Origin of the sequence: Sphingosinicella sp. LHD-64, assembly GCF_031157375.1 — a bacterium.
Taxonomy (GTDB): domain Bacteria; phylum Pseudomonadota; class Alphaproteobacteria; order Sphingomonadales; family Sphingomonadaceae; genus Allosphingosinicella.
This window is the reverse complement of sequence record NZ_JAVIFV010000001.1, coordinates 463,354-487,409: the sequence shown is the minus strand read 5'-3', so window position 1 is coordinate 487,409 and position 24,056 is coordinate 463,354. Positions and strand designations below refer to the sequence as shown.

General features: G+C 68.4%; 27 protein-coding genes. 11 read left to right on the top strand and 16 right to left on the bottom strand.

Going from position 1 to position 24,056, the window contains the following annotated elements:
• Nucleotides 1-25: 25 nt before the first annotated feature.
• From nrdR to RCO27_RS02360, 5 genes are read right to left on the bottom strand one after another with little or no spacing between them, the layout of a single operon-like run.
• A complete protein-coding gene (nrdR, locus tag RCO27_RS02380; RefSeq protein WP_309001034.1) occupies nt 26-487 on the bottom strand; it encodes a transcriptional regulator NrdR in 462 nt (153 codons plus the stop codon).
• A complete protein-coding gene (locus RCO27_RS02375) occupies nt 488-817 on the bottom strand; it encodes a zinc ribbon domain-containing protein (RefSeq protein WP_309001033.1) in 330 nt (109 codons plus the stop codon).
• A 10-nt stretch (nt 818-827) separates the two neighbouring features.
• Nucleotides 828-2,144: a serine hydroxymethyltransferase gene (locus tag RCO27_RS02370; protein ID WP_309001032.1), complete on the bottom strand. Its 1,317-nt coding sequence runs from the start codon at nt 2,142-2,144 to the stop codon at nt 828-830.
• Nucleotides 2,141-2,599, bottom strand: coding sequence for a ribose 5-phosphate isomerase B (rpiB, locus tag RCO27_RS02365; RefSeq protein ID WP_309001031.1), 459 nt, complete (start codon nt 2,597-2,599; stop codon nt 2,141-2,143). Before rpiB ends, RCO27_RS02370 begins: the two co-directional genes overlap by 4 nt.
• A gap of 57 nt (nt 2,600-2,656) precedes the next feature.
• Entirely contained in the window at nt 2,657-3,409 is a 753-nt protein-coding gene (locus tag RCO27_RS02360; protein ID WP_309001030.1) for a sulfite exporter TauE/SafE family protein, read from the bottom strand.
• Between the two features lie 8 nt (nt 3,410-3,417).
• On the opposite strand from RCO27_RS02360, the gene RCO27_RS02355 reads away from it, so the two are divergent.
• Nucleotides 3,418-4,014 carry a Uma2 family endonuclease gene (locus tag RCO27_RS02355; RefSeq protein ID WP_309001899.1) on the top strand — a complete coding sequence of 199 codons (597 nt, stop codon included), beginning with the start codon at nt 3,418-3,420 and terminating at the stop codon, nt 4,012-4,014.
• Nucleotides 4,015-4,016: 2 nt separating this feature from the next.
• On the opposite strand, the gene hemA is transcribed toward RCO27_RS02355, so the two are convergent.
• Together hemA and murI are read right to left on the bottom strand one after the other, a co-directional pair.
• A complete protein-coding gene (gene hemA, locus RCO27_RS02350; protein WP_309001029.1) occupies nt 4,017-5,231 on the bottom strand; it encodes a 5-aminolevulinate synthase in 1,215 nt (404 codons plus the stop codon).
• 87 nt (nt 5,232-5,318) lie between these two features.
• On the bottom strand, nt 5,319-6,116 hold the full coding sequence (gene murI / locus RCO27_RS02345; protein WP_309001028.1) for a glutamate racemase: 798 nt from the start codon (nt 6,114-6,116) through the stop codon (nt 5,319-5,321).
• 89 nt (nt 6,117-6,205) lie between these two features.
• On the opposite strand from murI, the gene plsY reads away from it, so the two are divergent.
• The 7 genes from plsY (at nt 6,206) to RCO27_RS02310 (ending at nt 13,026) form a co-directional block, all read left to right on the top strand.
• Nucleotides 6,206-6,820, top strand: coding sequence for a glycerol-3-phosphate 1-O-acyltransferase PlsY (plsY, locus tag RCO27_RS02340; RefSeq protein ID WP_309001027.1), 615 nt, complete (start codon nt 6,206-6,208; stop codon nt 6,818-6,820).
• The gene (gene dprA / locus RCO27_RS02335; RefSeq protein ID WP_309001026.1) at nt 6,820-7,908 is read left to right on the top strand and encodes a DNA-processing protein DprA; all 1,089 of its coding nucleotides are present in this window, start codon (nt 6,820-6,822) and stop codon (nt 7,906-7,908) included. Before plsY ends, dprA begins: the two co-directional genes overlap by 1 nt.
• Before the next feature lie 124 nt (nt 7,909-8,032).
• On the top strand, nt 8,033-8,389 hold the full coding sequence (locus RCO27_RS02330) for a hypothetical protein (protein ID WP_309001025.1): 357 nt from the start codon (nt 8,033-8,035) through the stop codon (nt 8,387-8,389).
• Nucleotides 8,390-8,476: 87 nt separating this feature from the next.
• Complete coding sequence (locus RCO27_RS02325) at nt 8,477-8,650, top strand: YdcH family protein (protein ID WP_309001024.1); 174 nt, start codon at nt 8,477-8,479, stop codon at nt 8,648-8,650.
• A 140-nt stretch (nt 8,651-8,790) separates the two neighbouring features.
• Nucleotides 8,791-11,298: a type I DNA topoisomerase gene (gene topA, locus RCO27_RS02320; RefSeq protein ID WP_309001023.1), complete on the top strand. Its 2,508-nt coding sequence runs from the start codon at nt 8,791-8,793 to the stop codon at nt 11,296-11,298.
• Nucleotides 11,295-11,777 (top strand): FKBP-type peptidyl-prolyl cis-trans isomerase, encoded by a 483-nt coding sequence (locus RCO27_RS02315; protein ID WP_309001022.1) that lies wholly within the window; start codon nt 11,295-11,297, stop codon nt 11,775-11,777. The genes topA and RCO27_RS02315 overlap by 4 nt, the downstream gene beginning before the upstream one ends.
• 19 nt (nt 11,778-11,796) lie before the next feature.
• Nucleotides 11,797-13,026, top strand: coding sequence for an NAD(P)/FAD-dependent oxidoreductase (locus RCO27_RS02310; protein WP_309001021.1), 1,230 nt, complete (start codon nt 11,797-11,799; stop codon nt 13,024-13,026).
• Here RCO27_RS02310 and RCO27_RS02305 read toward each other — a convergent pair.
• Genes RCO27_RS02305 through RCO27_RS02270 form a run of 8 tightly spaced genes read right to left on the bottom strand, consistent with a single transcriptional unit; the run spans nt 13,000 to nt 18,719 of the window.
• Nucleotides 13,000-13,764 carry a HesA/MoeB/ThiF family protein gene (locus RCO27_RS02305; protein ID WP_309001020.1) on the bottom strand — a complete coding sequence of 255 codons (765 nt, stop codon included), beginning with the start codon at nt 13,762-13,764 and terminating at the stop codon, nt 13,000-13,002. The genes RCO27_RS02310 and RCO27_RS02305 overlap by 27 nt on opposite strands.
• A gap of 32 nt (nt 13,765-13,796) precedes the next feature.
• Complete coding sequence (gene dut / locus RCO27_RS02300; RefSeq protein ID WP_309001019.1) at nt 13,797-14,234, bottom strand: dUTP diphosphatase; 438 nt, start codon at nt 14,232-14,234, stop codon at nt 13,797-13,799.
• Entirely contained in the window at nt 14,231-14,659 is a 429-nt protein-coding gene (locus tag RCO27_RS02295; RefSeq protein ID WP_309001018.1) for a DoxX family protein, read from the bottom strand. The genes dut and RCO27_RS02295 overlap by 4 nt, the downstream gene beginning before the upstream one ends.
• A 1-nt stretch (nt 14,660) precedes the next feature.
• Nucleotides 14,661-15,881, bottom strand: a complete 1,221-nt coding sequence (coaBC, locus tag RCO27_RS02290; protein WP_309001017.1) for a bifunctional phosphopantothenoylcysteine decarboxylase/phosphopantothenate--cysteine ligase CoaBC — start codon at nt 15,879-15,881, stop codon at nt 14,661-14,663.
• Between the two features lie 4 nt (nt 15,882-15,885).
• Nucleotides 15,886-16,185: a CcdB family protein gene (locus RCO27_RS02285; protein ID WP_309001016.1), complete on the bottom strand. Its 300-nt coding sequence runs from the start codon at nt 16,183-16,185 to the stop codon at nt 15,886-15,888.
• Nucleotides 16,185-16,430 (bottom strand): type II toxin-antitoxin system CcdA family antitoxin, encoded by a 246-nt coding sequence (locus RCO27_RS02280; protein WP_309001015.1) that lies wholly within the window; start codon nt 16,428-16,430, stop codon nt 16,185-16,187. The genes RCO27_RS02285 and RCO27_RS02280 overlap by 1 nt, the downstream gene beginning before the upstream one ends.
• Nucleotides 16,431-16,461: 31 nt before the next feature.
• Nucleotides 16,462-17,994 carry a 2-polyprenylphenol 6-hydroxylase gene (ubiB, locus tag RCO27_RS02275; protein WP_309001014.1) on the bottom strand — a complete coding sequence of 511 codons (1,533 nt, stop codon included), beginning with the start codon at nt 17,992-17,994 and terminating at the stop codon, nt 16,462-16,464.
• Nucleotides 17,991-18,719 (bottom strand): class I SAM-dependent methyltransferase, encoded by a 729-nt coding sequence (locus RCO27_RS02270; RefSeq protein WP_309001013.1) that lies wholly within the window; start codon nt 18,717-18,719, stop codon nt 17,991-17,993. The genes ubiB and RCO27_RS02270 overlap by 4 nt, the downstream gene beginning before the upstream one ends.
• 58 nt (nt 18,720-18,777) lie before the next feature.
• On the opposite strand from RCO27_RS02270, the gene mutM reads away from it, so the two are divergent.
• From mutM to dnaA, 3 genes are all read left to right on the top strand, one after another.
• Nucleotides 18,778-19,593, top strand: coding sequence for a bifunctional DNA-formamidopyrimidine glycosylase/DNA-(apurinic or apyrimidinic site) lyase (mutM, locus tag RCO27_RS02265; protein ID WP_309001012.1), 816 nt, complete (start codon nt 18,778-18,780; stop codon nt 19,591-19,593).
• A 92-nt stretch (nt 19,594-19,685) separates the two neighbouring features.
• On the top strand, nt 19,686-19,949 hold the full coding sequence (gene rpsT / locus RCO27_RS02260; RefSeq protein WP_309001011.1) for a 30S ribosomal protein S20: 264 nt from the start codon (nt 19,686-19,688) through the stop codon (nt 19,947-19,949).
• Nucleotides 19,950-20,366: 417 nt separating this feature from the next.
• Nucleotides 20,367-21,764, top strand: a complete 1,398-nt coding sequence (gene dnaA, locus RCO27_RS02255; RefSeq protein ID WP_309001898.1) for a chromosomal replication initiator protein DnaA — start codon at nt 20,367-20,369, stop codon at nt 21,762-21,764.
• A gap of 279 nt (nt 21,765-22,043) precedes the next feature.
• On the opposite strand, the gene RCO27_RS02250 is transcribed toward dnaA, so the two are convergent.
• The gene (locus RCO27_RS02250; RefSeq protein WP_309001010.1) at nt 22,044-23,882 is read right to left on the bottom strand and encodes a DUF885 family protein; all 1,839 of its coding nucleotides are present in this window, start codon (nt 23,880-23,882) and stop codon (nt 22,044-22,046) included.
• Between the last annotated feature and the right edge of the window lie 174 nt (nt 23,883-24,056).

Genomic DNA, 24,056 nt, shown 5'->3' with positions numbered 1-24,056 from the left:
CTCGGGAATGCGGGGTAAGGGAAATCTACTCCTTCCCCGCTTCACTGATCGTGCCAGCAAAGTCCTCGAAGTCCTTGGCCTCGCGGAAGTCCTTATAGACGCTGGCGAAGCGGATATAGGCGACCGGGTCGAGCGCCTTCAGGCCCTCCATCACCATCTGGCCGATCCGGGCCGAGGGCATCTCGCTTTCGCCGCTGGTTTCGATCTGGCGCTGGATCGAGGAGGCGAGGCGCTCGATCCGTTCGGTCGGTACCGGCCGCTTGCGGCAGGCGATGGCGATCGAGCGTTCGAGCTTGGCGCGGTCGAACGGCTCGCGCTTGTCCTCGGACTTGAGCACGGTCAATTCGCGCAGCTGGATGCGCTCGAAGGTGGTGAAGCGTGCGCCGCAATCCTCGCACTGGCGGCGGCGGCGGATGGCCGAGCCGTCCTCGGTGGGACGGCTGTCCTTCACCTGGCTGTTCTCATGGGCGCAGAACGGGCAGCGCATCTAGCCGGATTTGCTCCGCCGCAGGGCTGCGACGCCCGCACCGACCAGCGCACCGACGCCGATCGAGACGAAGGGGATGGCGACGGCCGCGACCGCGCCGATCGCAGCGCCGGCGGCGACCTTCCTGCCGGTCGGGCTGGTGAGCACCGGCTGGCTTGCCTTCCTGATCTCCTCCGCGGTGCCGCTCGCGAAACCGGCCAGCATCTGGCCGATCGACTCGCCGCCTTCGGCCTGGATCGCGGTGCCGCAAGCCGGGCAGAAGTTCGCGCCGTCCGGCAGGCCCGCCGAACAGGTGCCGCACATCCGCGTCAGTTTCGCTTCGTCTGCCATGACGGCCCCCTCAGAAGCCCTGATAGATCGGGAAGCGCGCACAGAGCGCCCGCACGCGCTGGTTGACCTCGGCCTCGACCGCACTGTTGGCGGCATGGTCGTTGGCCTTGAGGCCTTCCAGAACATCGGCGACCATGTCGGCGATGTCGCGGAATTCGGCGACGCCGAAGCCGCGGGTCGTGCCGGCGGGCGATCCGACGCGGATGCCGCTGGTCTTGACCGGGGGCAGCGGATCGTTGGGGATGCCGTTCTTGTTGCAGGTGATGCCGGCGCGCTCCAGCGCCTCGTCGGCATCCTTGCCGGTGACGCCGAGCGGGCGGAGGTCGATGAGCGCGAGATGCGTGTCGGTGCCGCCCGAGACGAGATCGGCGCCGCGCTCTTTCAAACGGCTGGCGAGTGCCTTGGCATTGGCGATGACCGCCTTGGCATAGGTCTTGAACTCCGGCTGGAGCGCCTCGCCGAACGCGACCGCCTTGGCGGCGATGACGTGCATCAGCGGACCACCCTGCAGGCCGGGGAAGACCGCCGAGTTGATCTTCTTGGCGATGTCCTCGTCGTCGGTCAGCACCATCCCGCCGCGCGGGCCGCGCAGCGTCTTGTGGGTGGTGGTGGTGACGACATGGGCGTGGCCGAACGGAGTCGGGTGCTCGCCCGCGGCGACGAGGCCGGCGAAATGGGCCATGTCGACCATGAAGAGGGCGCCCACCTCGTCCGCGATCGCGCGGAAGCGGGCGAAATCGATGTGGCGCGGATAGGCCGAGCCGCCGGCGATGATCAGCCGCGGCTTCTGCGCCTTCGCCATCGCCTCGACCTGGTCATAGTCGATGAGATGGTCGTCGGGCCGGACGCCATATTGGACGGCGTTGAACCATTTGCCGGACATGGCCGGCTTGGCGCCGTGGGTGAGGTGGCCGCCGGCATCGAGGCTCAAACCCATGATCGTATCGCCGGGCCTGGTCAGTGCCAGCATGACCGCGCCGTTCGCCTGTGCGCCCGAATGGGGCTGGACGTTGGCGAAGCCGCAGTTGAACAGCTGCTTGGCGCGCTCGATCGCCAGCGTCTCGACCTCGTCGGACGGGTGGCAGCCCTGATAGTAGCGCCGGCCCGGATAGCCTTCGGCATATTTGTTGGTGAAGACCGTGCCCTGCGCCTCGAGCACCGCCTTCGAGACGATGTTCTCCGACGCGATCAGCTCGATCTGGTTCTGCTCGCGGTCGAGCTCGTGGGTCACGCCGGCGAACACCGCCGGGTCGGCCTCGGCGAGACCGCGGGTGAAGAAGCCGTCGGGCTGGACGTCGTGGAGATCGTTGGCGGCGGTGGTCGTCATGCGGACTCCTTGGTGAAGGACGGGTTGGTTAGCTTGTCGACGCGGCGCTGGTGGCGCCCCCCCTCGAACGGTTCGGCGAGGAAGGCGTCGAGGCAGGCCTTGGCCATCTCGATGCCGATCAGCCGCGCGCCCATGGCGATGGCGTTGGCGTCGTTGTGCTGGCGGGCGAGGCGGGCGGACAAGGGTTCGCTGACCCGCGCGCAGCGGCAGGCGGGATGGCGGTTGGCGGCGATCGAGATGCCGATGCCCGAGCCGCAGAGCGCGACGCCGAAATCGGCGCGGCCGGCGGCGATCTCCTCGGCGAGCTTGTAGCCGTAGTCGGGATAGTCGACCGAATCGACGCCTTGCGGACCGAGATCGGTGACGCTGTGGCCCTGTTCGCGCAGATGGTCGGCCAGCGCCGCCTTCAGCTCGACGGCGGCGTGATCGGAAGCGATGGCGATGCGCTCGGCCAAGGCGCAGACTCCCCGATGGAATGAAGCCTCGCCTCTAGGCCAGCCCGGCGCGGTTGACTACCCCCGCAGCGTGAAGGCGGCGGCGATCAGCACGCCGATCACGATGACGATGGCGCGCAGCACGCCCGGCCGCACGACGCTCGCCAGTCGTCCGCCCGCCGCGCCGCCGAGCAGCGCGCCCACCGCCATCACCCCGGCCGCCGGCCAGTGGACCTCGGCCATGCCGGCGAAATAAAGCGCGGCGGTGACGTTGGTGACCAGCCCCATCGCCTGCTTGAGGCCGTTGAGGCGCGTCAGCGTGTCGTCGAGCGCGAGGCCGATCATGGCAAGGTACATGACGCTGAGCCCCGCCCCGAAATAGCCGCCATAGACCGCCGCGAGGATCACCGGCGGGATCGCCCAGGCGAGCGGGATGCGCGCGCTCCCGCGCGTCAGCATGCGCCGCACCGGGTCCTGGATCGCAAGCAGCAGGCAGGCGCCGAGCACCAGCGCGGGGATCAGCGCCTCGAAGGTGCCCTCGTCTGTCTGAGTCAGCAGCCAGGCGCCGACCACCCCGCCGACAGCGGCGACGGGCAGGAGCAGCGCCATGCGCCGGCCCTGGCCGGTCAGGTCGCGCCTTTGGGCGAGCACCCCGCCGACATAGCCGGGGCAGAGCGCAATCGTGTTGGTGACATTGGCCATGATCGGCGGCAGCCCGACCGCGATCAGCACCGGAAAGGTGAAGATCGAGCCGCCGCCCGCCAGCGCATTGAATCCGCCTGCGGCGAAGGCCGCAGCGGCGAGGATGAGGAAATCGAGGGCGGAGATCATTCTTGGCGGTGAACCCGATGGCCATTCATGCTAGCTCTATCGCCATGAATCGTCCCAGAGAACGTTTTCATCACGACGGCACCGCGCCCGCGCGCTTCACCACTGCGGAGTTTCTCCGCATGGCCGATCTCGGCGCGTTCGAAGACATGACGGTGGAGCTGGACCATGGGGAGCTTGTGCGGATGAATCCACCCCATGGCGGTCATGGCGCGATGCAGGCCCAGGTGATCGCGGTCTTGTCGCAAGGGATGACCGGGAGCGGCCTCACCCTGAGTGGCGAAGTCGGCATCATGCTTGGCACCGACACCGTGCGCGCCGTCGATGCGGCGCTGGTTGCGGGTGCGATCGAGGAAACGGGGCTTTTGCAGCCCGAGCAGGTGCGGTTGGCGATCGAAATCTCCGACTCCACGCTCGACCGCGATCTCGGCGAAAAGCTGCGCGATTATGCGGCGGCCGGGATCGCGCATTATTGGGTCGTCGATGTGAAGGCGCGCGTCGTCCATGTCATGGCGGCGCCAGGCGGAGAGGCCTATGACGAACGAACGGTCGTGCGCTTCGGCGAGCCGCTTGCCTTGCCGGGCGGCGGCACCGTCGTGCTCGGCTGAGCTCAGGCGGCGAGCGGCAGCTCCAGCCGGTCCCAGATCTCGACGAGCGCGGCGGTGAGGTCGCGCATCATCTCTTCGCTGTGCGCGGGGCCCGGGGTGAAGCGCAGCCGCTCGGTGCCGCGCGGCACGGTCGGGTAATTGATCGGCTGGACGTAGATGCCGTATTCGGCGAGCAGGATGTCGCTGATCCGCTTCGCGCGGACCGGATCGCCGACCAGCAGCGGCACGATGTGCGTCGTCGACGGCATCACCGGCAGCTTCGCCTCGGCGAAGATCCGCTTCAGCGTCGCGGCATTGGCCTGCTGCGCGTCGCGCTCGACCGACGAGGCCTTGAGATGCCTGACGCTCGCCAGCACGCCGGCGACCAGCACCGGCGAGAGCGAGGTGGTGAAGATGAAGCCCGGCGCGTAGCTGCGCACCACGTCGACGATGTTCCTGTCGGCTGCAATGTAGCCGCCCATCACGCCGAACGCCTTGCCGAGCGTGCCCTCGATGATGGTGAGGCGATGCGCGGCATCGTCGCGCTCCGAAATGCCGCCGCCGCGCGCGCCGTACATGCCCACGGCGTGCACCTCATCGAGATAGGTGAGGGCGTTGTACTTGTCGGCGAGGTCGCAGATCGCGTGGATCGGGGCGACGTCGCCGTCCATCGAATAGACGCTCTCGAACGCGATCAGCTTCGGGGCATCGGCGGGGGCGGCCGCCAGCAGCTCCTCGAGATGTTCGAGGTCGTTGTGGCGGAAGACCTGCTTCTCGCAGCCGGAATTGCGGATGCCGGCGATCATCGAGGCGTGGTTGAGCGCATCGGAGAAGATGATGCAGCCGGGCAGCAGCTTGCCGATCGTCGACAGCGTCGCTTCGTTCGAGATGTAGCCCGAGGTGAAGATCAGCGCCGAATCCTTGCCGTGCAGGTCCGCGAGCTCGGCCTCGAGCTCGACATGGTAGTGGGTGTTGCCGCCGATGTTGCGGGTGCCGCCGGAGCCGGCGCCGACATCGTGCAGCGCCTCTTCCATCGCGCCGGTGACCGACGGATGCTGGCCCATGCAGAGATAGTCGTTCGAGCACCAGACGGTGATCGGCTTCGGGCCGTTGTGGCCGTGGAAGCAGCGCGCATTGGGGAAGGCGCCCTTGTTCCTGAGGATATCGATGAACACGCGATAGCGGCCCTCGGCATGCAGCCGCTCGATCGCCTCCGCAAAGATGCGCTGATAGTCCAAGACTCTACTCGTCCCCGTTGCTCGACTGCCCAATAGCGGATTTGTCCACGGGAAGGCCAGTGAGAACGGCTCGCAACAAGCGGCCGCTCAGAGCTTCTCGATCCGGGTGAGGCCGAAACCGGCAAGGCCGGCGCGATAGGCCTCGGCGGCTGTCGCGTCGCCCGTGAAGACGGCGATGCCTTCGGACGGCTCCTCGGGCCAGGTGACGTCGCGGGCGAGCCAGGCGGTGCGCCGTGCGATGCCGGCATTGCCGTCGACGAAGGTAAGCGCGTGCGGCGCGGCCTCGGCGAGCCGGTCCTCGACCAGCGGGAAATGGGTGCAGGCGAGGACGACAACGTCGATGCGGTCACCGCCAGGCTGGTGGAGCAGGCCGTCGAGGGCGCGGCGATAGCTGTCAGAAGACGTCGCTGCGCCGCGCAGGGTCGCCTCGGCGAGGTCGACCAGCTCGGCCGAGCCATGGCGGATCACCGTGCAGTCGGTGGCGAACTCGGCCGCGAGTCGATCGACATAGGGCTGGACGATCGTTGCTTTGGTGCCGAGCACGCCGATCACCCTGGTCTTCGACAGGACGGCGGCCGGCTTGATCGCCGGCACGGTGCCGACGACCGGCAGATCGAGCGCGGCGCGGACGTCGTCCAACGCGATCGTCGAGGCGGTGTTGCAGGCGATGACGATGAGCTCGGGATCATAGCGTTCGGTGAGCCGCCCGAGCAGCGCCGGCACGCGAATGGCGATCTCGGCCGGGCTCTTGGTGCCGTAGGGATAGCCGCCGCTGTCCGCCGCATAGACGATCGGCGCATGAGGCAGCAGCGTCCGGATCTCGCGCAGCACCGAAAGACCGCCGACGCCCGAATCGAAGACGAGGAGGGGGCGGGCGGGCGGCATCGCGGCCGATGTAGCTGCGACATTTGCCGACAGCAAACGCAGTTGCGCCGATCCCCGCGCGGGCTTACGCCGGCATAGAAGGGGATGCCGTGATTACTTGGGATACACTTGCCGAGCCGCTCCTTTCACTTCTGCTCGGCTACCTGCTCGGCGCGATTCCGTTCGGGCTGCTGCTGACGCGCTTCGCCGGTCTGGGCGACGTTCGCGACATCGGCTCCGGCAATATCGGCGCCACCAACGTGCTGCGCACCGGCCGCAAGGGGCTCGCCGCCGCGACCTTGATCCTCGACGCCGCCAAGGGCGCCGCTGCGGTGCTGCTGGTCCGCGCGCTGTGGCCGAACATCATGGGGCTGGACGGGGTCGCCGCGATCGGCGCTTTCCTGGGCCACCTCTGGCCGGTGTGGCTGCGCTTCAAGGGCGGAAAGGGGGTGGCGACACTGCTCGGCCTGCTTGCCGCGCTGGCCTGGCCGGTGGCGCTGATTGCGGCCGCGGCCTGGATCGGCGCGCTCCTCCTCACCCGCTATTCCTCGGTCGGCGGCATGAGCGCAGCCGTCGCCGCGCCGATCGCCGCCGCCGCGATGGGCCGGTTCGACCAGGCCCCGTTGTTCCTCGGCTTCGCGCTGCTCGTTCTGTGGAAGCACCGCGCCAACATCGCTCGGCTTCGCAATGGCACCGAGCCGAAGGTCGGGCGCAAGGCGGGCTGATGCCGGCGCCGCCCGACGCCGTCGCGCGGCTGCGCCTGATCCGCTCCGACAATATCGGCCCGGTCACCTATTTCCAGCTTCTCGCCCGCTTCGGATCGGCGCAGGCGGCGATCGATGCGATTCCCGATCTCGCCGCACGCGGCGGCGGGCGGGCGCCCAGGCTGGCGCCGGCCGCGCAGGTCGAGCGCGAGATCGAGACGGTGGCACGGCTCGGTGCCCGCCACCTGTTTCTCGGCCAGAGTCTCTATCCCGCGTTGCTGGCCGAACTGGAGAGCGCACCGCCAGCGCTGATCGCCAAGGGAGACTTCTCGCTCCTCGACAGGCCGGCGGTGGCCGTGGTCGGTGCCCGCAACGCCTCGGCCGCGGCCTGCCGTTTCGCGCGGATGCTCGCGCAAGGGCTGGGCGATGCCGGTCAGGTCGTCGTGTCGGGCCTCGCCCGCGGCATCGACACGGCGGCGCATGACGGCGCGCTTGCAACCGGCACGATCGCGGTGATCGCCGGCGGCATCGACATCTGCTACCCGCCCGAAAACGAAGAGCGGCAGCGCGCCATCGCGGCCCGCGGCCTGCTGCTTGCCGAGCAGCCGCCGGGTACCGAGCCGCGCGCCCGCCATTTTCCCTATCGCAACCGGATCATCGCCGGCCTCGCGCAGGGAACCGTGGTGGTCGAGGCGGCGCCCAAGTCCGGCTCGCTGATCACGGCGCGCCATGCGACCGAGTTCGGCCGCGAGGTGATGGCCGTGCCCGGCTCGCCGCTCGATCCCCGCGCGCAAGGCTGCAACCTGCTGATCCGCGAGGGCGCGACCCTGGTCCAGACGGCCGAGGACGTGATCGAGGCGCTGAGCCCGATCCACCCGCGCCCGTTCCGCCAGCGCCGGCTCGACTATGGTGGAGGCCCCGTTCCCGCCGATATCGACGCGGAGACCCGGCGCCGCGTCACCGGCCTGCTGGGCCCGACTCCCGTGCCGGTGGACGAGCTCCTTCGGCAGTCAGGGGCCACGCCCGCAGCGGTCCATACCGTGCTTCTGGAGCTGGAGCTGGCGGGCCGGCTGGAGCGACATGCGGGCGGACGCGTGAGCCTGGCATAGTCTCGTCGCCTTGCCGGGCGCCCGGAGACCGGACCGGCTTCGGTTCGTCGCGAAGGGCAGGGACACCCATTGTTCCCATCCTGGCGAGACCCTACGTCATGAGCCGGCGTTGAGGAGAATACGCTTGTTCGAGCAAGGGGAGTCGGCGAGGAAGCGGGGGTCCGTCACGGTCCTGGCGCTCCTGGTCGGCCTGCTGCTCGGTCTCTCCGGGAGCGGCGTCCAGCCGCAATCCGATCCGAACACGGCCCGCCTCGGCAACGGCAAGATTCTTCGGCTGGCCACCGGCCTGCGGATCGCCGGCCGCCCCGACGACAACGGCACCAACGACGAGGCTTCGCCGGCTCTGCCGCCGCCGCCGCCGACGGTGGTCACCGAGCTGGTTTCGGTCCGGCCGGCAGCGCGCGTGGCGCAGACCGCCTTCGCCGCGGCGTCGCTCGATCCGCAATTCCACTATCAGGCCCGGGCGCCTCCAGCCGCCTGAGCCGCCACGTCGCGGCATTCCGACAACGTGAAATGGGCCGCTGCCGCAGATCTGCCTGCCGGCATGCCGAACCTGCTGGAGTCAATCATGTCATCATCCACCTATCGCCTCACGCTCATCCACCGCAGCCTCGACGATTCGATCCGCAAGGAGATGAAGCGGAGCCGTCCCGACAGCTTCCGGCTGCTTCGGCTCAAGAAGATGAAGCTGGCCATCAAGGACCGGCTGACCGCACGGATGCGCAGGGGCTTGGCCGGTTGACGCCGGCGGGCCGGCGCCCGATTTGACTCGGGCGCCGGTCATTCTTTCCCCATTGCCGAATGCGGGCCATCCAGGCTCTTGACGGACCGGCGCGGCGCTTTCCACCTTGTACGCGTACGCGTGAAGGAAACTTTCCACACATGAAGCTGGTCGTCGTCGAATCGCCCGCCAAGGCGAAAACCATCGAGAAGTATCTGGGCGGCGGCTATCGCGTGCTCGCCTCCTACGGCCATGTCCGCGATCTGCCGCCCAAGGACGGATCGGTCGATCCCGATCAGGGCTTCGCGATGGAGTGGGAAACCTATGCGGACAAGACGAAGCAGCTGAAAGCCATCACGGACGAGGCGAAGAAGGCCGACGCGCTGATCCTCGCGACCGACCCGGATCGCGAGGGCGAGGCGATCTCCTGGCATGTTCAGGAGGTGCTGAGAAACCGCAAGGCGCTTCCGGCGGATGTCGAGCGGGTGACGTTCAACGCGATCACCAGGTCCGCGGTCACCGAGGCGATGTCCAGGCCGCGCGCGCTCGACGAAGACCTGATCGACGCCTATCGCGCCCGCCGCGCGCTCGATTATCTGGTCGGCTTCACGCTCTCGCCGGTGCTCTGGCGCAAGCTGCCCGGCGCCAAGTCGGCCGGCCGCGTCCAGTCGGTGGCGCTGCGCCTGATCGTCGACCGCGAGCGCGAGATCGAGCTGTTCCGCGCGCAGGAATATTGGTCGGTCACCGCCACGATGGAGGCGGACGGCACCGAGTTCCTCGCCCGCCTCGTCCGCTACCAGGGCGAGAAGATCGACCGATTGACGATCGGCAGCGAAGGCACGGCGCGCGCCGCGAAGCAGGCGGTCGAGGAGGGGCGCTTCACCGTCACCGCGGTCGAGACCAAGCCGCTCACCCGCAATCCACCGCCGCCCTTCACCACCTCGACCCTCCAGCAGGAAGCGGCGCGCAAGCTCGGCCTTTCCGCCAGCGTGATGATGCGCCTCGCCCAGGATCTCTACGAGGACGGCGCGATCACATATATGCGCACCGACGGCGTCCAGATGGCGCCGGAGGCGATCTCGGCCGCCCGCAAGGCCGTCGCCGACCGCTACGATGCCGGCTATGTGCCGGACAAGCCGCGCCACTACGAGACCAAGGCCAAGAATGCGCAGGAAGCGCACGAGGCGATCCGCCCGACGGACTTTGCCAGGGAGCGCGTCGGCTCGGGCGATCATGCCCGGCTCTACGATCTCATCTGGAAGCGCGCGCTGGCGAGCCAGATGGCCTCGGCGCGGCTGGAGCGCACGACGGTGGAGCTCACCGACGGCACCGGCCAGCACGCGCTGCGCGCCACCGGCCAGGTCGTGCTGTTTCCGGGGTTCCTCGCCCTCTACGAGGAGGGACGGGACGATGTCGAGGACGAGGACAGCCGCCGGCTTCCGCGCCTCAAGGACGGCGATGTCCCGGCCAGGAAGAAGGTCGAGGCCGAGCAGCATTTCACCCAGCCGCCGCCGCGTTATTCCGAAGCGTCGCTGACGAAGAAGATGGAGGAGCTCGGCATCGGCCGCCCCTCCACCTATTCGACGATTCCCCAGACGCTCAAGGACCGCGACTATGTCCGGCTGGAGAAGGGTCGTTTCTTTCCCGAGGAGAGCGGGCGGTTGCTGACCGCCTTTCTCGAGCGCTTCTTCGAGCGCTACGTCTCCTACGATTTCACCGCCCATCTCGAGGACGAGCTCGACGACATATCCGGCGGCCGGGCGCAGTGGCAGCAGGTGCTCGCGGCCTTCTGGCGGGACTTCAAGCCGAAGACCGGCGAGGTGATGGAGCAGAAGCCCTCCGACATCACCGCGGCGCTGGACGAGTTCCTCTCGCCCTATCTTTTCCCGGACAGGGGCGACGGCGCCGATCCGCGCCTCTGCCCGGTCTGCGGCACCGGCCGGCTCGGCCTGCGCGGCGGCAAGTTCGGCGCCTTCGTCGCCTGCTCCAACTATCCGGACTGCAAATATACCCGCCGCTTCGGCCAGGGCGGCGAGGCCAGCGAGGACAATGGCCCGCAGGTGCTTGGCCAGGATCCGGAGACCGGGCAGGACGTGACGCTGCGCTCCGGGCGGTTCGGCCCCTATTTCCAGCTCGGCGACGGCAAGGAAGCGAAGCGCGCCTCGCTGCCCAAGGACGTGCCGGGCGCCGGGGCCGACCTCGAGGTGGCGCTGCGCCTGCTCTCGCTGCCGCGCGCCGTCGGCACGCATCCGGAGACGGGGAAGGAGATCACCGCGAGCATCGGCCGCTACGGCCCCTACCTCGCCCATGACGGCAAATATGCGAAGCTCGGCTCTACGACCGACGTGTTCGAGGTCGGCATGAACGCGGCGGTCGCGAAGCTCGCCGACGCAGCCAATGGCGGCGGCCGCCAGCGCGGCTCGCGCGAGCCCTTGAAAGTGTTGGGCAAGCATCCGCGTACCGAGGCCGAGATCAGGCTGATGGAAGGGCGCTTCGGTCCCTATGTGACCGACGGCACGACCAACGCGACATTGCCCAAGACGCTTGCGCCCGACCAGCTGACATTGGAGGAAGCCGCCCAGCTCATCGACGATCGCGCCGCCAAGGGGCCGGCGAAGAAGGGCAGGGGCCGCAAGGCGCCCGCGAAGAAGGCGAGGGGGAAGAAATGACGATGACGCATGTTGCGGCGGTCCTGTTGCTGGGCTGCCTGGCGCGCGGTGCGGCGCTGGCCCAGACGCCGGGCGATCCGGCCAATGCCGACTATCATTTCCAGTATCTGAACCGCCTCGATCCGGCCGAAGGCTGGCATCGCACGGTGAGCGGCCTCAGGTACCGCAAGGTCAGCGGCAGCGCGGAAGGGCCGCGCCCGACCGTCAGCGACACCGTCACCATCCACTATGTCGGCCGCTTCATCGACGGCAGCGAGTTCGACAGCTCGGTCGCGCGCGGCGAGCCGGCGACCTTCCCGCTCGGCGGTCTCATCCGCGGCTGGCAGGAGGGCGTGCCGATGATGGCGGTCGGCGACCGCTACGAATTCGCCATTCCCTACACGCTCGCTTACGGGCCCAACGGCCGCGGCCCGATCCCGGGTGGTGCGACCCTGATCTTCACCATCGACCTGCTCGGCATCGGCGGGCAGGCGCAGTAGGCGCGCCGGGCCCGCCGCCATGATCGATATCCTCATCATCGGCGGCGGCGCGGCGGGGGTCGCGGCGGGGCGACGGCTCTCCGGTGAAGCGGTCGAGACGCTGGTCGTCGAGGCCGGCGACAGGCTCGGCGGCCGCGGCCATACGCGCGACATTGCCGGCATGAAGCTCGATCTCGGCTGCGGCTGGCTTCATTCCGCCGACCGCAATCCCTGGCGGGCGCTGGCCGAGGAGGCGGAGGTCGAGATCGATCGCACCCCGCCCGCCTGGCGCACCCAGTTCGCCGACCTCGGCTTCACCGCCGAAGAACAGGCCGAGGCGCGCGAGACCTACGCCGCCTTCATGCGGCGTCTGCGCGAGACCCCGCCGCCGAGCGACCTCGCGTCGGACGCGATGGAGACAGGCCATCGCTGGAACTGCTATTTGGAGGCGCTGAGCGGCTTCATGAACGGCGCCGAGCTCGAGCGTCTCTCGGTCGCCGACTATCTCGCCTACGAGGATGCTGCGGGCGAGCTGAACTGGCGCCTGCCCGCCGGTTTCGGTGCGTTCATCACGGGCGCCGGGGACGGGCTGCCGGTGCGGCTCGGCGCCGCCGTCGAGCGGATCGACCGGAGCGGCCCCATCCTCGTCGCGCACACGGCGGCCGGTCCGATCGAGGCGCACACGGTCATCGTCGCGGTGCCGACCAACGTGCTCGCCGACGGCCGCCTGCGCTTCACGCCGGACCTGCCCGACAAGGTCGAGGCGGCGGCGCGGCTGCCGCTGGGCCTCGCCAACAAGGCCTTCCTGCGCCTCGACCGGGTCGAGCCCTTTCCGCCCGACAGCCAGCTCTTCGGCGATCCGCGACGGGCCGACACCGGAGCCTATTCGCTGCGCCCGTTCGGCCGGCCGGTGATCGAATGCTTCTTCGGCGGCGTTGGCGCCAGGGAGCTGGAGGCCGAAGGGGAGGGTGCGGGGCTGGATTTCGGCATCGAGCAGCTCGTCGGCCTGCTCGGCAGCGAGATGCGCCGTCGCCTGACGCCGCTCGTCGAGACGCGCTGGGGGCAGGATCCCCTGTTCGGCGGCTCCTACAGCCATGCGCTGCCCGGCCACCATGCGGCGCGGGCGGCGCTGGCCCGGCCGGTCGAGGACCGCATCTTCTTCGCCGGCGAAGGTTGCTCGCTGCGGGATTTCTCGACGGCGCACGGTGCCTATGAAACCGGCATTGCCGCAGCCGAGGCGGCGCTAGCCGCGCTGCCGTCCGCACGCTGAGCAGGCCGGATCCTTCGCGATCCTGACCGTCCGCATCGCGGGCTTGAGGCCATCGAAGATGTGGAGCTTGCCCGCGGCGTCCTCGCCGAAGCCGGTGATCGTCCGGATCGTCTCGAGCGCGGCGAACGTGCCGGCAATTCCGGCCATCGCGCCAAGCACGCCCAGCTCCGAACAGGTGTCGCAATCCTCCGCGTCGAACGCATCGCCGACATAGCAGCGATAGCAGGGCCGATCCGCCTCCCAGCCGCGGAAGGTTCCGACCTGCGCCTGGAAGCGGCCGATCGCCGCGGAGACGAGCGGGACGCGCGCCGCGGTGCATTGATCGGAGACGGTCAGGCGCGTCGCGAAATTGTCGGACCCGTCGAGCACGACGGTCGCGCCCTCGATGAAGCGTCGCGCATTCTCGGGCCTGATCCGGCGCGTCACCGACTCGACCGCGACGTCGGGGTTGAGCGTCTCGACCCGCCGTTTCGCGACCCGGGCCTTGGCGGCGCCGATGTCCCTGGTCCCGAACAGGACCTGGCGCTGGAGGTTCGGAAGGTCGACCCGGTCGTCGTCGATGATGGTCAGCAGCCCGACGCCGGCGGCGGCGAGATACTGGATCGCCGGCGATCCGATCCCGCCGGCGCCGATCACCACCACCTCGGCCTTGAGCAGCTTCTGCTGGCCCTCGCCGCCGATCTCCCGGAGGACGATATGCCGGGCGTAGCGGTCGAGCTGGTCGTCGGTCAGGGTCATGGGCCGGACTTAGGTGCTTCCCGGCCCGAGCGCTACCGGCCCGTCGATCCGAACCCGCCCGCGCCGCGGATCGTGTCGCTGAGCGTCTCCATCTCCGCGAACGTTGCCTTGGTCACTGCCGCCGGAACAAGCTGCGCGATCCGCTCGCCGCGGACGATCTCGAACGGCTCGCTGCCGAGATTGGCGAGGATGATCTTCACCTCGCCGCGATAATCGGCATCGATCGTCCCCGGCGTGTTGAGGCAGGTGATGCCGTGCTTGAGCGCCAGGCCCGAACGCGGCCGGACCTGAACTTCATAGCCCTCGGGAATGGCGATGGCGAAGCCGGTCGCGACGGCATGGCGCGCCCCGGCCGCGAGCGTGAGGCTCTCGGCTGCGACCACATCGAGGCCGGCGGCATGGTCGGTGGCATAAGCGGGGAGGGGGAGGCCCTCGCCGTGGGGCAGGCGCTTCAGCTCGATCTGGATCATCTTGTCCCTGGCGGTTCGTATGGATTGTCGAGCGCGTAGCGCCCGCCGCCAAGGGTCGCAAACAGGATTCCGAGAAAGACGAGGATCAGCGCCGGCCACCAGCCCGGGAAATCCTGCGGCCAGTGCACCATCCACACCGCGACGATGAAGACGACCGTCGTTACCACGCCGGCCCAGCGGGTGAAGAGGCCCAGGATGAAGGCGAAGCCGCACAGGAACTGCGCCCAGACGCAGAGCGGCGCCATCGCCTCGGGCATCGGGAAATGGAACTGGGTAAGGAACCGGACGAACTCGTCCATCCGCTCGGCGCTGAAGATATTGTCATGGCTCTGCCAGATCAGGAACGCACCGGTCACCCAGCGCAGCAGCAGCAGCCCGGCGTCGCCGAAGCGCGCCAGCGGCGTCAGAAACAACCAGTCCCGCATCTCAGCCCTCCAATGCGGCGGCGATCCTCTCGGCGAGCTTGCGGGCGATGTCCGCCTTCGGAGCAGGGTCCCAGTTCTCGATGCCCTGGGCGGTGATCAAATGAACGCGGTTGTTGGTCCCGCCCATCACGTCGCCGGAGACGTCGTTCGCCACGATCCAGTCGGCCCCCTTGCGCTCCCGCTTCGCCTGAGCATTGCCGACGACATTGTCGGTTTCCGCCGCGAAGCCGATCAACAGCCTGGGGCGCCTGGACGAAACCGCCAGTTCGGCAAGGATGTCCGGATTTTCGACGAGCGACAGGCGCGGCGGCCCCTCCGGGCCTTTCTTGATCTTCGATGCGGCCGGCTCGACGCGCCAGTCCGCAACCGCGGCCACCATCACTGCGGCGTCGGCGGGCAGGGCCCGGTCCACCGCCTCGGCCATCTCGCGGGCGGTTTCGACATCGATGCGGGTCACGCCCCCGGGCGTGGGCAGGCTGACCGGCCCGGCCACCAGCGTCACCCTTGCGCCCAGGGCGCCAAGCGCGGCGGCGATCGCGAAGCCCTGCTTGCCCGACGAACGGTTGGCGAGCACGCGCACCGGATCGATCGGCTCATGCGTCGGCCCGGCGGTGACCAGGATATGCCGTCCGGCGAGCGGGGCATCCGGCGCGAAATCGGGCTGGTCCGCCAGCGGATCGGGCGCACCCAGCATCCGTTCGATCGCGTCGAGGATCGCTTCCGGCTCGGGCAGGCGCCCCGGCCCATATTCCCCGCAGGCCATCTCGCCCTCGTCGGGCGTCATGACCGTGACGCCGTCGTCGCGCAGCCGGGCGACGTTGCGCTGCGTCGCCTCGTGCAGCCACATCCGCACGTTCATCGCGGGCGCGGCAAGCACCTTCTTGTCGGTCGCGAGCAGGAGGGTGGTGGCGAGATCGTCTGCCATTCCCGCCGCCATCTTTGCCATCAGGTCCGCGGTGGCCGGCGCGACCACGACGAGATCGGCCTCGCGGGACAGCTGGATATGCCCCATCTCCGCCTCGTCCTTGAGGTCGAAGAGATTGGTGAACACCTGGCTTTCGGAGAGAGCCGCCAGCGTCATCGGCGTCACGAAATGGGCGCCGCCGACGGTCAGCACGCAGCGCACGCTGCCGCCCGCCTTGCGGATCAGCCGGACGAGCTCGCACGCCTTGTAGGCCGCGATCCCGCCGCCGACGATCAGGAGGATCTTCTTGCCGTTCATCCGGTCAATATCCTGTCAGCAGCATGTCGAACGCATTCATGATCGCATGATCCTCGTCCATCAGGGAGGCCACGGGTTCGCCGAGCTCGCGCACCGGCACCGATGCGGCGAATTGTGTGTACATCACGACATCCGTGTCCCGGATGCGGAATGCCGGATTGAGCCGCGAAATTGGAGGAGGCCCTTCGCCGGGGCGCAGCAGCGGAACGACCAGCCTGGTGTTGAGGCCATGCAGGAGGTCGGCCTGACAATCGATCAGGTATCCCTCGCCCTCTTGCATGCGGTGCACGTCGAAACGGGGCATCAGAATTGCCGATAGCGTGCAAGCGGCAAGCCGTGCTTTTCGACCCAGGCGTTGGCGGCCTCAATCGCTTCGCGATTTTGTTCCAGCCACACCTCCCGACGAGACCGGGCGACTTCCTTCTCCAGACCCTGTTCGCAGGCTTCCGATATGTTGATGCCGAGCTTCTTCGCTTCGTCAATCAGGTCGGACCTAAGCGAGACGTTTGTCGCCCGCTTGGTGGACGAGACCTTGCCGGGAGCGTTCATGCGCATAAGGTATGCGCATCAAGGGTGGATTTCAACGAAGAAGAAGGACCGCCCCCGCCCCAGCTGCCGCAGCGATGAAGGCGGTGACGGCATAGCGCATCCAGCCGAGCGGGCGGATCACCAGGATTTCCGGCAGCGGCGGCGCCGGCGGCGCGGCGCCGGGTGCGGGATAATAGTGGTCGATCCGCCGGACGAGGTCGGGGAGCCTGCGCAGCAGCCGGGCGCCCCGGACGATCTCGTCCGCGATCCGCACTTCCGGGCCCAGCTCGCTGCGCACCCATTCGGTCAGGAAGGGTTCGGCCGTCTCCCACATGTTGATGTCGGGATCGAGCGACGTGGCGACGCCTTCCTCCATCACCATCGTCTTCTGCAGAAGCAGCAGATGCGGCTGTGTCCGCATGTCGAAGTCGCGGGTGATCTTGAACAGGCCGTCGAGCATGTGGCCGATCGACACCTCCTTGGCCGGCAGGCCGCGGATCGGCTCGCCCACCGCCCGGAGCGCGGTCGCGAACTCGTCGATATTATGGTGCGGCGGCACATACTGCGCCTCGAAATGGATTTCGGCGACGCGGCGGTAATTGCCGGTGATGAGGCCGTAGAGGATCTCGGCGAGCCAGATCCGCGCCTGGCGGTTGATCCGGCCCATGATCCCGAAATCGATCGCCGCGAGCCGCCCGTCGGGCAGGGCGAAGAGATTGCCCTGGTGGAGATCGGCGTGAAAGAAGCCGTCGACCACTGCCTGGCGCAGGAAGGCGCGCACCAGGATCGCGGCCAGTGCCTTGAGGTCGTGGCCGGCGCGGACCAGCCCTTCGCGGTCGGTCAGCTTGATGCCGTCGATCCACTCCAGCGTCATCACGCGGCGCGACGTGCGGCTCCAGTCGATCTCGGGAACGAAGAAGCCGCTCTCCGCGACGAGATTCTGCTTGAGCTCCGACGCCGAAGCCGCCTCCTGCCTGAGATCGAGCTCGCGGTTGGTCCACTGCCGGAAGGTGGCGATCACCAGCCGCGGCCGCAGGCGCGCCGCCTCGCCGCCCATTGCCTCGACCTGGGCAGCCCCCCATTCGTAGGTCTCGATCGCGGCGGCGAAATCCTCCTCGATGTTCGGCCGCAGGACCTTCACCGCGACCTCGCGGCCCTCGGTGGTGATCGCCCGGTGGACCTGGGCGATCGAGGCGGCGCCGACCGGCTCCGGATCGATATGCGAGAAGAGCTGGTCGATCGGCTTGCCGAGGCCCTGCTCGATCGCCGCCCTGATCTTGTCGAACGGCGCCGGCGGCAGCCGGTCCTGCAGCATCGCGAGGTTGCGCATCGCCTCCTCGCCGACCAGATCCGGCCGGGTCGCGAGCGCCTGGCCGAACTTGATCGCGGCCGGCCCGATCTCCTGGAAGGCGGTGGCGTAGGTCGGCACCTTCGGCACGCGCGCGCCGAAACGGGCGAGCTTGCACAGCCGCCGCACCGGCGCCGGCGTGTTCGGATCGTGCTCGATCCCGCGCAGCGCGCCATGCCGCGCCAGCACCCGGCCCCACTTCAGGAGCCGCCAGACATGGACGACTGACGCGGTCAAAGCTTCCAGCCGCTGTGGATGGCGACGAGGCCGCCGAGGATCGGCTCGGCCTTCACGTTGCGAAAGCCGGCCGCCTCGATCATCCGCGCGAACGCGCCCAGGTTCGGGAAGCGCTCGATCGATTCGATCAGATAGCGGTAGCTGTCCGCATCCTTGGTCACGATCTTGCCGATCTGCGGCACGATCCGCCGGGAGTAGGTCTCGTAGATTTTGGCGAAGCCGGGCCAGCGGGTCTGCGAGAATTCCAGGCAATAGAATCGCCCGCCGAGGCGGAGCACGCGATGGGCGTCCCGGAGCGCCGCCGGAATGTCGGTCACGTTGCGGATGCCGAACGCGATCGTATAGGCATCGAAGCGCTTGTCGGCGAAGGAGAGCGTCTCGGCATTCTCCTCGGCCCAGGCGAGGCCGTCGATCCCGCGCGCCTTCGCCCGCTCCATGCCCACGCCAAGCATCTCCGGATTGATGTCGGCCACCGTGATCCGCGCGCCGGTCCGCGCCATCCGGAAGGCGATGTCGCCGGTGCCGCCGGCCATGTCGAGGATCGACTCGCCCGCGCGCGGCCGCACCTTGCGGACGAACAGATTCTTCCACAGGCGATGCTGTCCGCCCGACATCAGGTCGTTCATCAGGTCGTAGCGCGTCGCGACGCTCGAGAAGACGCCGCGCACCCGCCGGGTCTTCTCCTCGGGCGAAACATCCTCGTGGCCGAAAGATACCTTGTCCATCGCGCCCGCCTCTAGCAGGGGGAACAGCAAATGTGCACGTCTCTATTCGCGAGCGATCATGCCTGAGCTGCCCGAGGTCGAAACCACCGTCCGCGGTCTCACGCCGGTGCTCGAAGGGCGGCGGATCGTTTCGATCGAGCTGCGCCGCGGCGACCTTCGGCGGCCGTTTCCGCCGGACCTGCGCCAGCGGATCACCGGCGCGCGGGTGACGCGGCTCGGGCGCCGCGCCAAATATGGGCTGATCGAGACCGACCGTGGCGACACGCTCGTCTTTCATCTCGGCATGTCGGGCAGCTGGCGGATCGACCCGAAGGAGCTGCGTGTCCACGATCATGTCGTGATCGAGACCGACGAGGGCCGGCGGCTGGCGCTCAACGATCCCCGTCGCTTCGGCTCGATCGACCTCGTTCCGACCGATCGGCTGGACGCGATGCCGCCCTTCGCCGCCATGGGTCCGGAGCCGCTCGGCAGCGGGTTCGATGGCGCCTATCTGGCCGGGGCATTCGCGAGCCGGGTCGCGCCGGTCAAGGCGATGCTGCTCGACCAGCGGATCGTCGCGGGGCTCGGCAACATCTACGTCTGTGATGCCCTCAACCTGGCGCAGATCCATCCGGGACGCGAGGCCGGTCGCATCTCGCGGCCACGGCTCGATCGGCTCGCGGAGGCGGTGAAGGCCGTGCTCCGCGCGGCGATCGAAGCCGGCGGTTCGACCCTGCGGGACTATGTCCAGCCCAGTGGCGAACTCGGCTATTTTTCCTCGAACTGGCGCGTCTACGGGCGCGAGGGGCAGCCCTGTCCGCGGTGTGGCGCGGCGATCCGGCGCCGGGTCGATTCGGGCCGTTCGACCTTCTTCTGCGCCAAATGCCAGCGCTGATCTTGACCCGCGTGCGCTGTGCGCGTAGAGGCGCTCCCTCAACGGGTGCGGTGAAGCCGCGCCTTTTTCATTTATCGTGACGAGGCAAGTACATGGCGAATACGCCGCAGGCTAAGAAACGCATCCGCCGCAATGCCCGCCGCACCGAGATCAACGGCGCGCGCGTGAGCCGCATTCGGACCTTCGTGAAGCAGGTCGAGTCGGCGCTGGCCGCCGGCGACAAGACTCAGGCCGCCGAGGCGCTGAAGCGCGTGCAGCCGGAGCTGGCACGGGGCGTCGCCAAGGGCGTGCTCCACAAGAATATGGCGGCGCGCAAGCTGTCTCGCCTGACGCGGCGTCTGACCGCGCTCGCCTAAGGCCTTTGAAAGGCTGAAAATGAGGCCCGCCGGCTTCCAGCCGGCGGGTTTTTTGCGCTTGCGAGACAGGTTCATGAAAAACCTAGGACTTTCCGCGATTCGCGGACCGAGGCTATGCTGTCTTGCGGCAACACGTTGAATTACTTGTGTAATATTACAAAGAGGGCGGACTTCCGCCGTTTTTTCCAAGTCAACCCGGATTATTTTTTTGTGACGCTTTCTTTACCCTTGATCGGACTCCGGTCGGGTTCCTAAAACACCCTTTCCGGCCGGGCGAATCTCCCCTGCCGGACGCAACAGCAAGACGAACTTGGGTCACGGCGCGCCGGGGGATTCGCCGTACGGAGGAGTTTTGTGCCCTGAACAGGCCGCCTTCGGGAAGCGGCAGAGAGGCTAAGGGGAGTAAGGGTGGCGCAGATGCCGGCGAGCAAGTCAGTGTCGAAGTCGGATGTCGGTCCGGAACCGATCGTTGCCGCGTGGGAGTCGATTCGGGCGAGTCTGCGCCGCGATTGCGGGGCGCGCACCTTCGACGGCTGGCTGCGTCCGATCGCGCTGGGCAGCTTCGATGCCGAGGCCGGCATGCTGAAGCTGGAACTGCCGTCCCAGTTCATGGCCGATTGGGTGCAGACCCATTTCGCCGAGCGGCTCGCGCTCGCATGGCGCGCGCGCATGCCCGAGGTGAAGCGCATCCAGATCGGCGTCGGCTCGGCGGCGCCGCGCACCGCCGCCGTCGTCGAGATCCCGGCGCCCGAAGCGCCCGCGCCCGGGACGGCGCAGGCGCCCGGCGCCTATGCCGTCTCGCTGGAGCCGCGCTACCGCTTCGAGAATTTCGTCGTCGGCAAGGCGAACGAGGTCGCGTTCAACGCGGCGCGGACGCTCGCGACGGCCGACAATGTCGCGTTCAACCCGCTCTTCATCCATGGCGGCACCGGGCGCGGCAAGACGCACCTGCTGCACGCGATCGGCCACGAATTCCATCGCCTGCGGCCGCGGGCGAAGATCATCTACATGTCGGCCGAGAAGTTCATGGTCGAGTTCGTCGCGGCGCTGCGCGCCAACGAGACGATCCAGTTCAAGCAGCAGTTGCGCTCCGCCGACCTGCTGATGATCGACGATGTCCAGTTCATCGCCGGCAAGGAATCGACCCAGGAAGAATTCTTTCACACGATGAACGAGATCATCTCGGCCGGGCGCCGGCTGGTGATCAGCTCGGACCGCGCGCCGCAGGACCTCGACGGGATCGAGCCGCGCATCCTCTCGCGCCTGTCCTGGGGCCTGGTCGCGGACATCAACGCGGCCGATCTGGAGCTGCGCCTCAACATCATCACCAAGAAGCTCGAGCAGCTGCCCGACGTCTCGGTGCCCGAGGACGTGGTGATGTTCCTCGCCAAGCGGATCAGCTCGAACGTCCGCGAGCTCGAAGGCGCGCTGAACCGTATCGCCGCCTATGCGGTGATGCAGAACCGGGCGATCGACCTCGATTTCGTCAGCGAGGTGCTCGCCAACATCCTGCGCGCCAACCAGCGCCGCATCTCGATCGACGAGATCCAGACCCGCGTCTCCGACCATTACCGCATCCGCAAGGCCGAGATGACCAGCGCCCGCCGCGCCCGCGAGGTCGCCCGGCCGCGCCAGGTCGCGATGTATCTCTCCAAGCAGCTGACGCCGCGCTCGCTGCCGGAGATCGGCCGCCGTTTCGGCGGACGCGATCACACGACGGTGATCCACGCCGTCCGCCAGATCGAGAAGCTGCGCGCCCAGGACCCCGAACTCGATTCGGACATCCGCCTGCTGACGCGCCAGCTGGAGAGCTGATTCAATCTCTCTAGGGGGAGAAAAGGGAGGGCCAGTCGAACTGGTCCTCCCTTCTTTCATCCGGCGGTCCTGTCACCTCCGCCCAGTCGCTCGACCAGTCGCCCGATCGGACGGGGCAAATCCTCTGAACAGGGGAAGATCCGTCTCAGAACCTCCCCGATCCATTCGGTCGCGCTCGGCGAGGCGACCAGGACGAAACGCCGGGAAGCAATGACCGTCATCGGACGTCTCCTCGGCTGGTTTGCATGGAGAACGCCCGACGGACGGGTTCGTTGCCGGTCAGGCGCGGCGGGCGGCGACCCAGTCGTCCACCACCCGTTCCAGCGCGGCGAGCGGCATGGCGCCGGCGGCCAGCGCGGTGTCGTGGAAGCTCTTGATGTCGAACCGGTCGCCCAGCTGCTGCCGGGCGCGTTCGCGCAGCTGGAGCCAGCGGGTCTGGCCGACCTTGTAGCTGGTCGCCTGGCCCGGCCAGACGCAGTAGCGCTCGACTTCGGTGGTGACCGACGATTCCTGGTCGCCCAGCGCTTCGACCATGTAGCGGATGCCCTGCTCGCGGCTCCACCGCTTGTGGTGGAGGCCGGTGTCGACGACGAGGCGGGCGGCGCGGAACATGAAGCTCTGCAGGTAGCCGAGCCGGCCGAGCGGGTCGTTTTCGTACATGCCCATCTCGTCGGCGAGCTGCTCGGAATAGAGGCCCCAGCCTTCCGAATAGGCCGAAAAGCCCATCAGGCGGCGCAGCATCGGGATATCGGTGGCCTCGAGCGCCAGCGCGATCTGGTGGTGATGGCCCGGCACCGCCTCGTGATAGGTGAGGGTGGGCAGCGTCCATTTCGGCCATTCGGCGGTGTCGCGCAGGTTGATGTAATAGGCGCCGGGGCGCGAGCCATCGAGCGCCGGCGACTGGTAATAGCCGCCCGGCGCGCCGGCCTCGATCGCCGGCGGCACACGGCGGATGTCGCACTCGGCGCGCGGCAGCCGGCCGAACCAGTTGGGCAGGCGCCGGCGGATGTCGGCCATCTGCGTGTTGAGATCGGCGATCAGCTGGGTCTTGCCGGCATCGGTGTTGGGGTAGACGTGCTGCGGATCGCGCCCGAGCGCGCCGAGCCGCTCCGCGACCGTGCCCTGGGTCAGGCCCCGGGCGCGCAGGATCCGGTCGGCCTGCGAGGAAAGCTCGGCGATCTGATCGAGGCCGAGCTGGTGGATCTCGTCGGGGTTCATCGTCGTCGTCGTCGCGTAGCGCAGGCCATAGGCGTAATAGTCCGGGCCTTCCGGCAGCCGCCACACGCCCGCATCATGGGTGGCGCCGGCGCGCTGGGCGCGCACGATGTCGCGCTGGCGCTGGATCGCCGGATAGATGTTGCCGCTGACGATCCGCTCGGCGCGTGCCGCCCAGTCGCCGGCGATGTTCTTCTCGGCGGTGCGGCGGGCGAGCGAGGTGGTGAGGCCCGCCTGGGCCGGTGCGGTGCCGAGGACGGTCTCCATCTGCTGCACCGTCTTGTCGATGACGAAATCGGGCGGGATCACACCCATGGCATATTCGCCGCGCAGCCGGGCGGTCTCGTTGTCGAGCTGGGTCGCGTAGGCGCTGAGGCGCGACAGATAGGCCTCGGCGTCGGCGGCGGTGTCGATCGCATGCTGGCTGTCGAGGAAGTCGGGCATGGACTGGTAGGTCCCGCCGAGCTGGCTCACCGTATAGGGTTCGGGCCAGCTGTGCGTGCCATAGTCGAAATTGTCATAGGCGTAGACGACGGTCTCGCAATACTGGTTGACCGTGTCGTAATTGACCGCGTCCATGCCGGTGAGGCCGTCGCGCGGGATGGCGCGCAGATCCCGGTAGAGTTCGCGGACCTTCTGCTGGTCGGCGCGGATGCCGGCGGCGGACCGGTCGTCGAGCTGCGACTTGGCCGCGGCATCGGCGCCCTTGTCGAGGCCGAGCGAGGTCCGCGTCTCGGGATCGGAGAGGATGATCTCCTGATAGGCGCGCTCCATCAGCGCATTGAGCGCGGCATGGGTGCCCCCGCCCGATCCCGACTGGGCCTGGGCGAAGCCGGCGCCCGACGCGCCGAGCGCGGCGGCGGAAGCGGCGGACATGAGGAAGGTGCGGCGGTCGAGAAGCATCGCGGGGACTCCGAAGCGGGAAGATCGCCGTACCCTAGCGCCGTGTATTAGCGATGCAAGTCGGTTGCGAAAGGCTTGGGTGCACCAATGCCGTCATTGCGAGCGAAGCGTGGCAATCCAGCCCAAGGCCCGTGCCTCCGACTGGATTGCTTCGTCGCTAGGTTCCTCGCAATG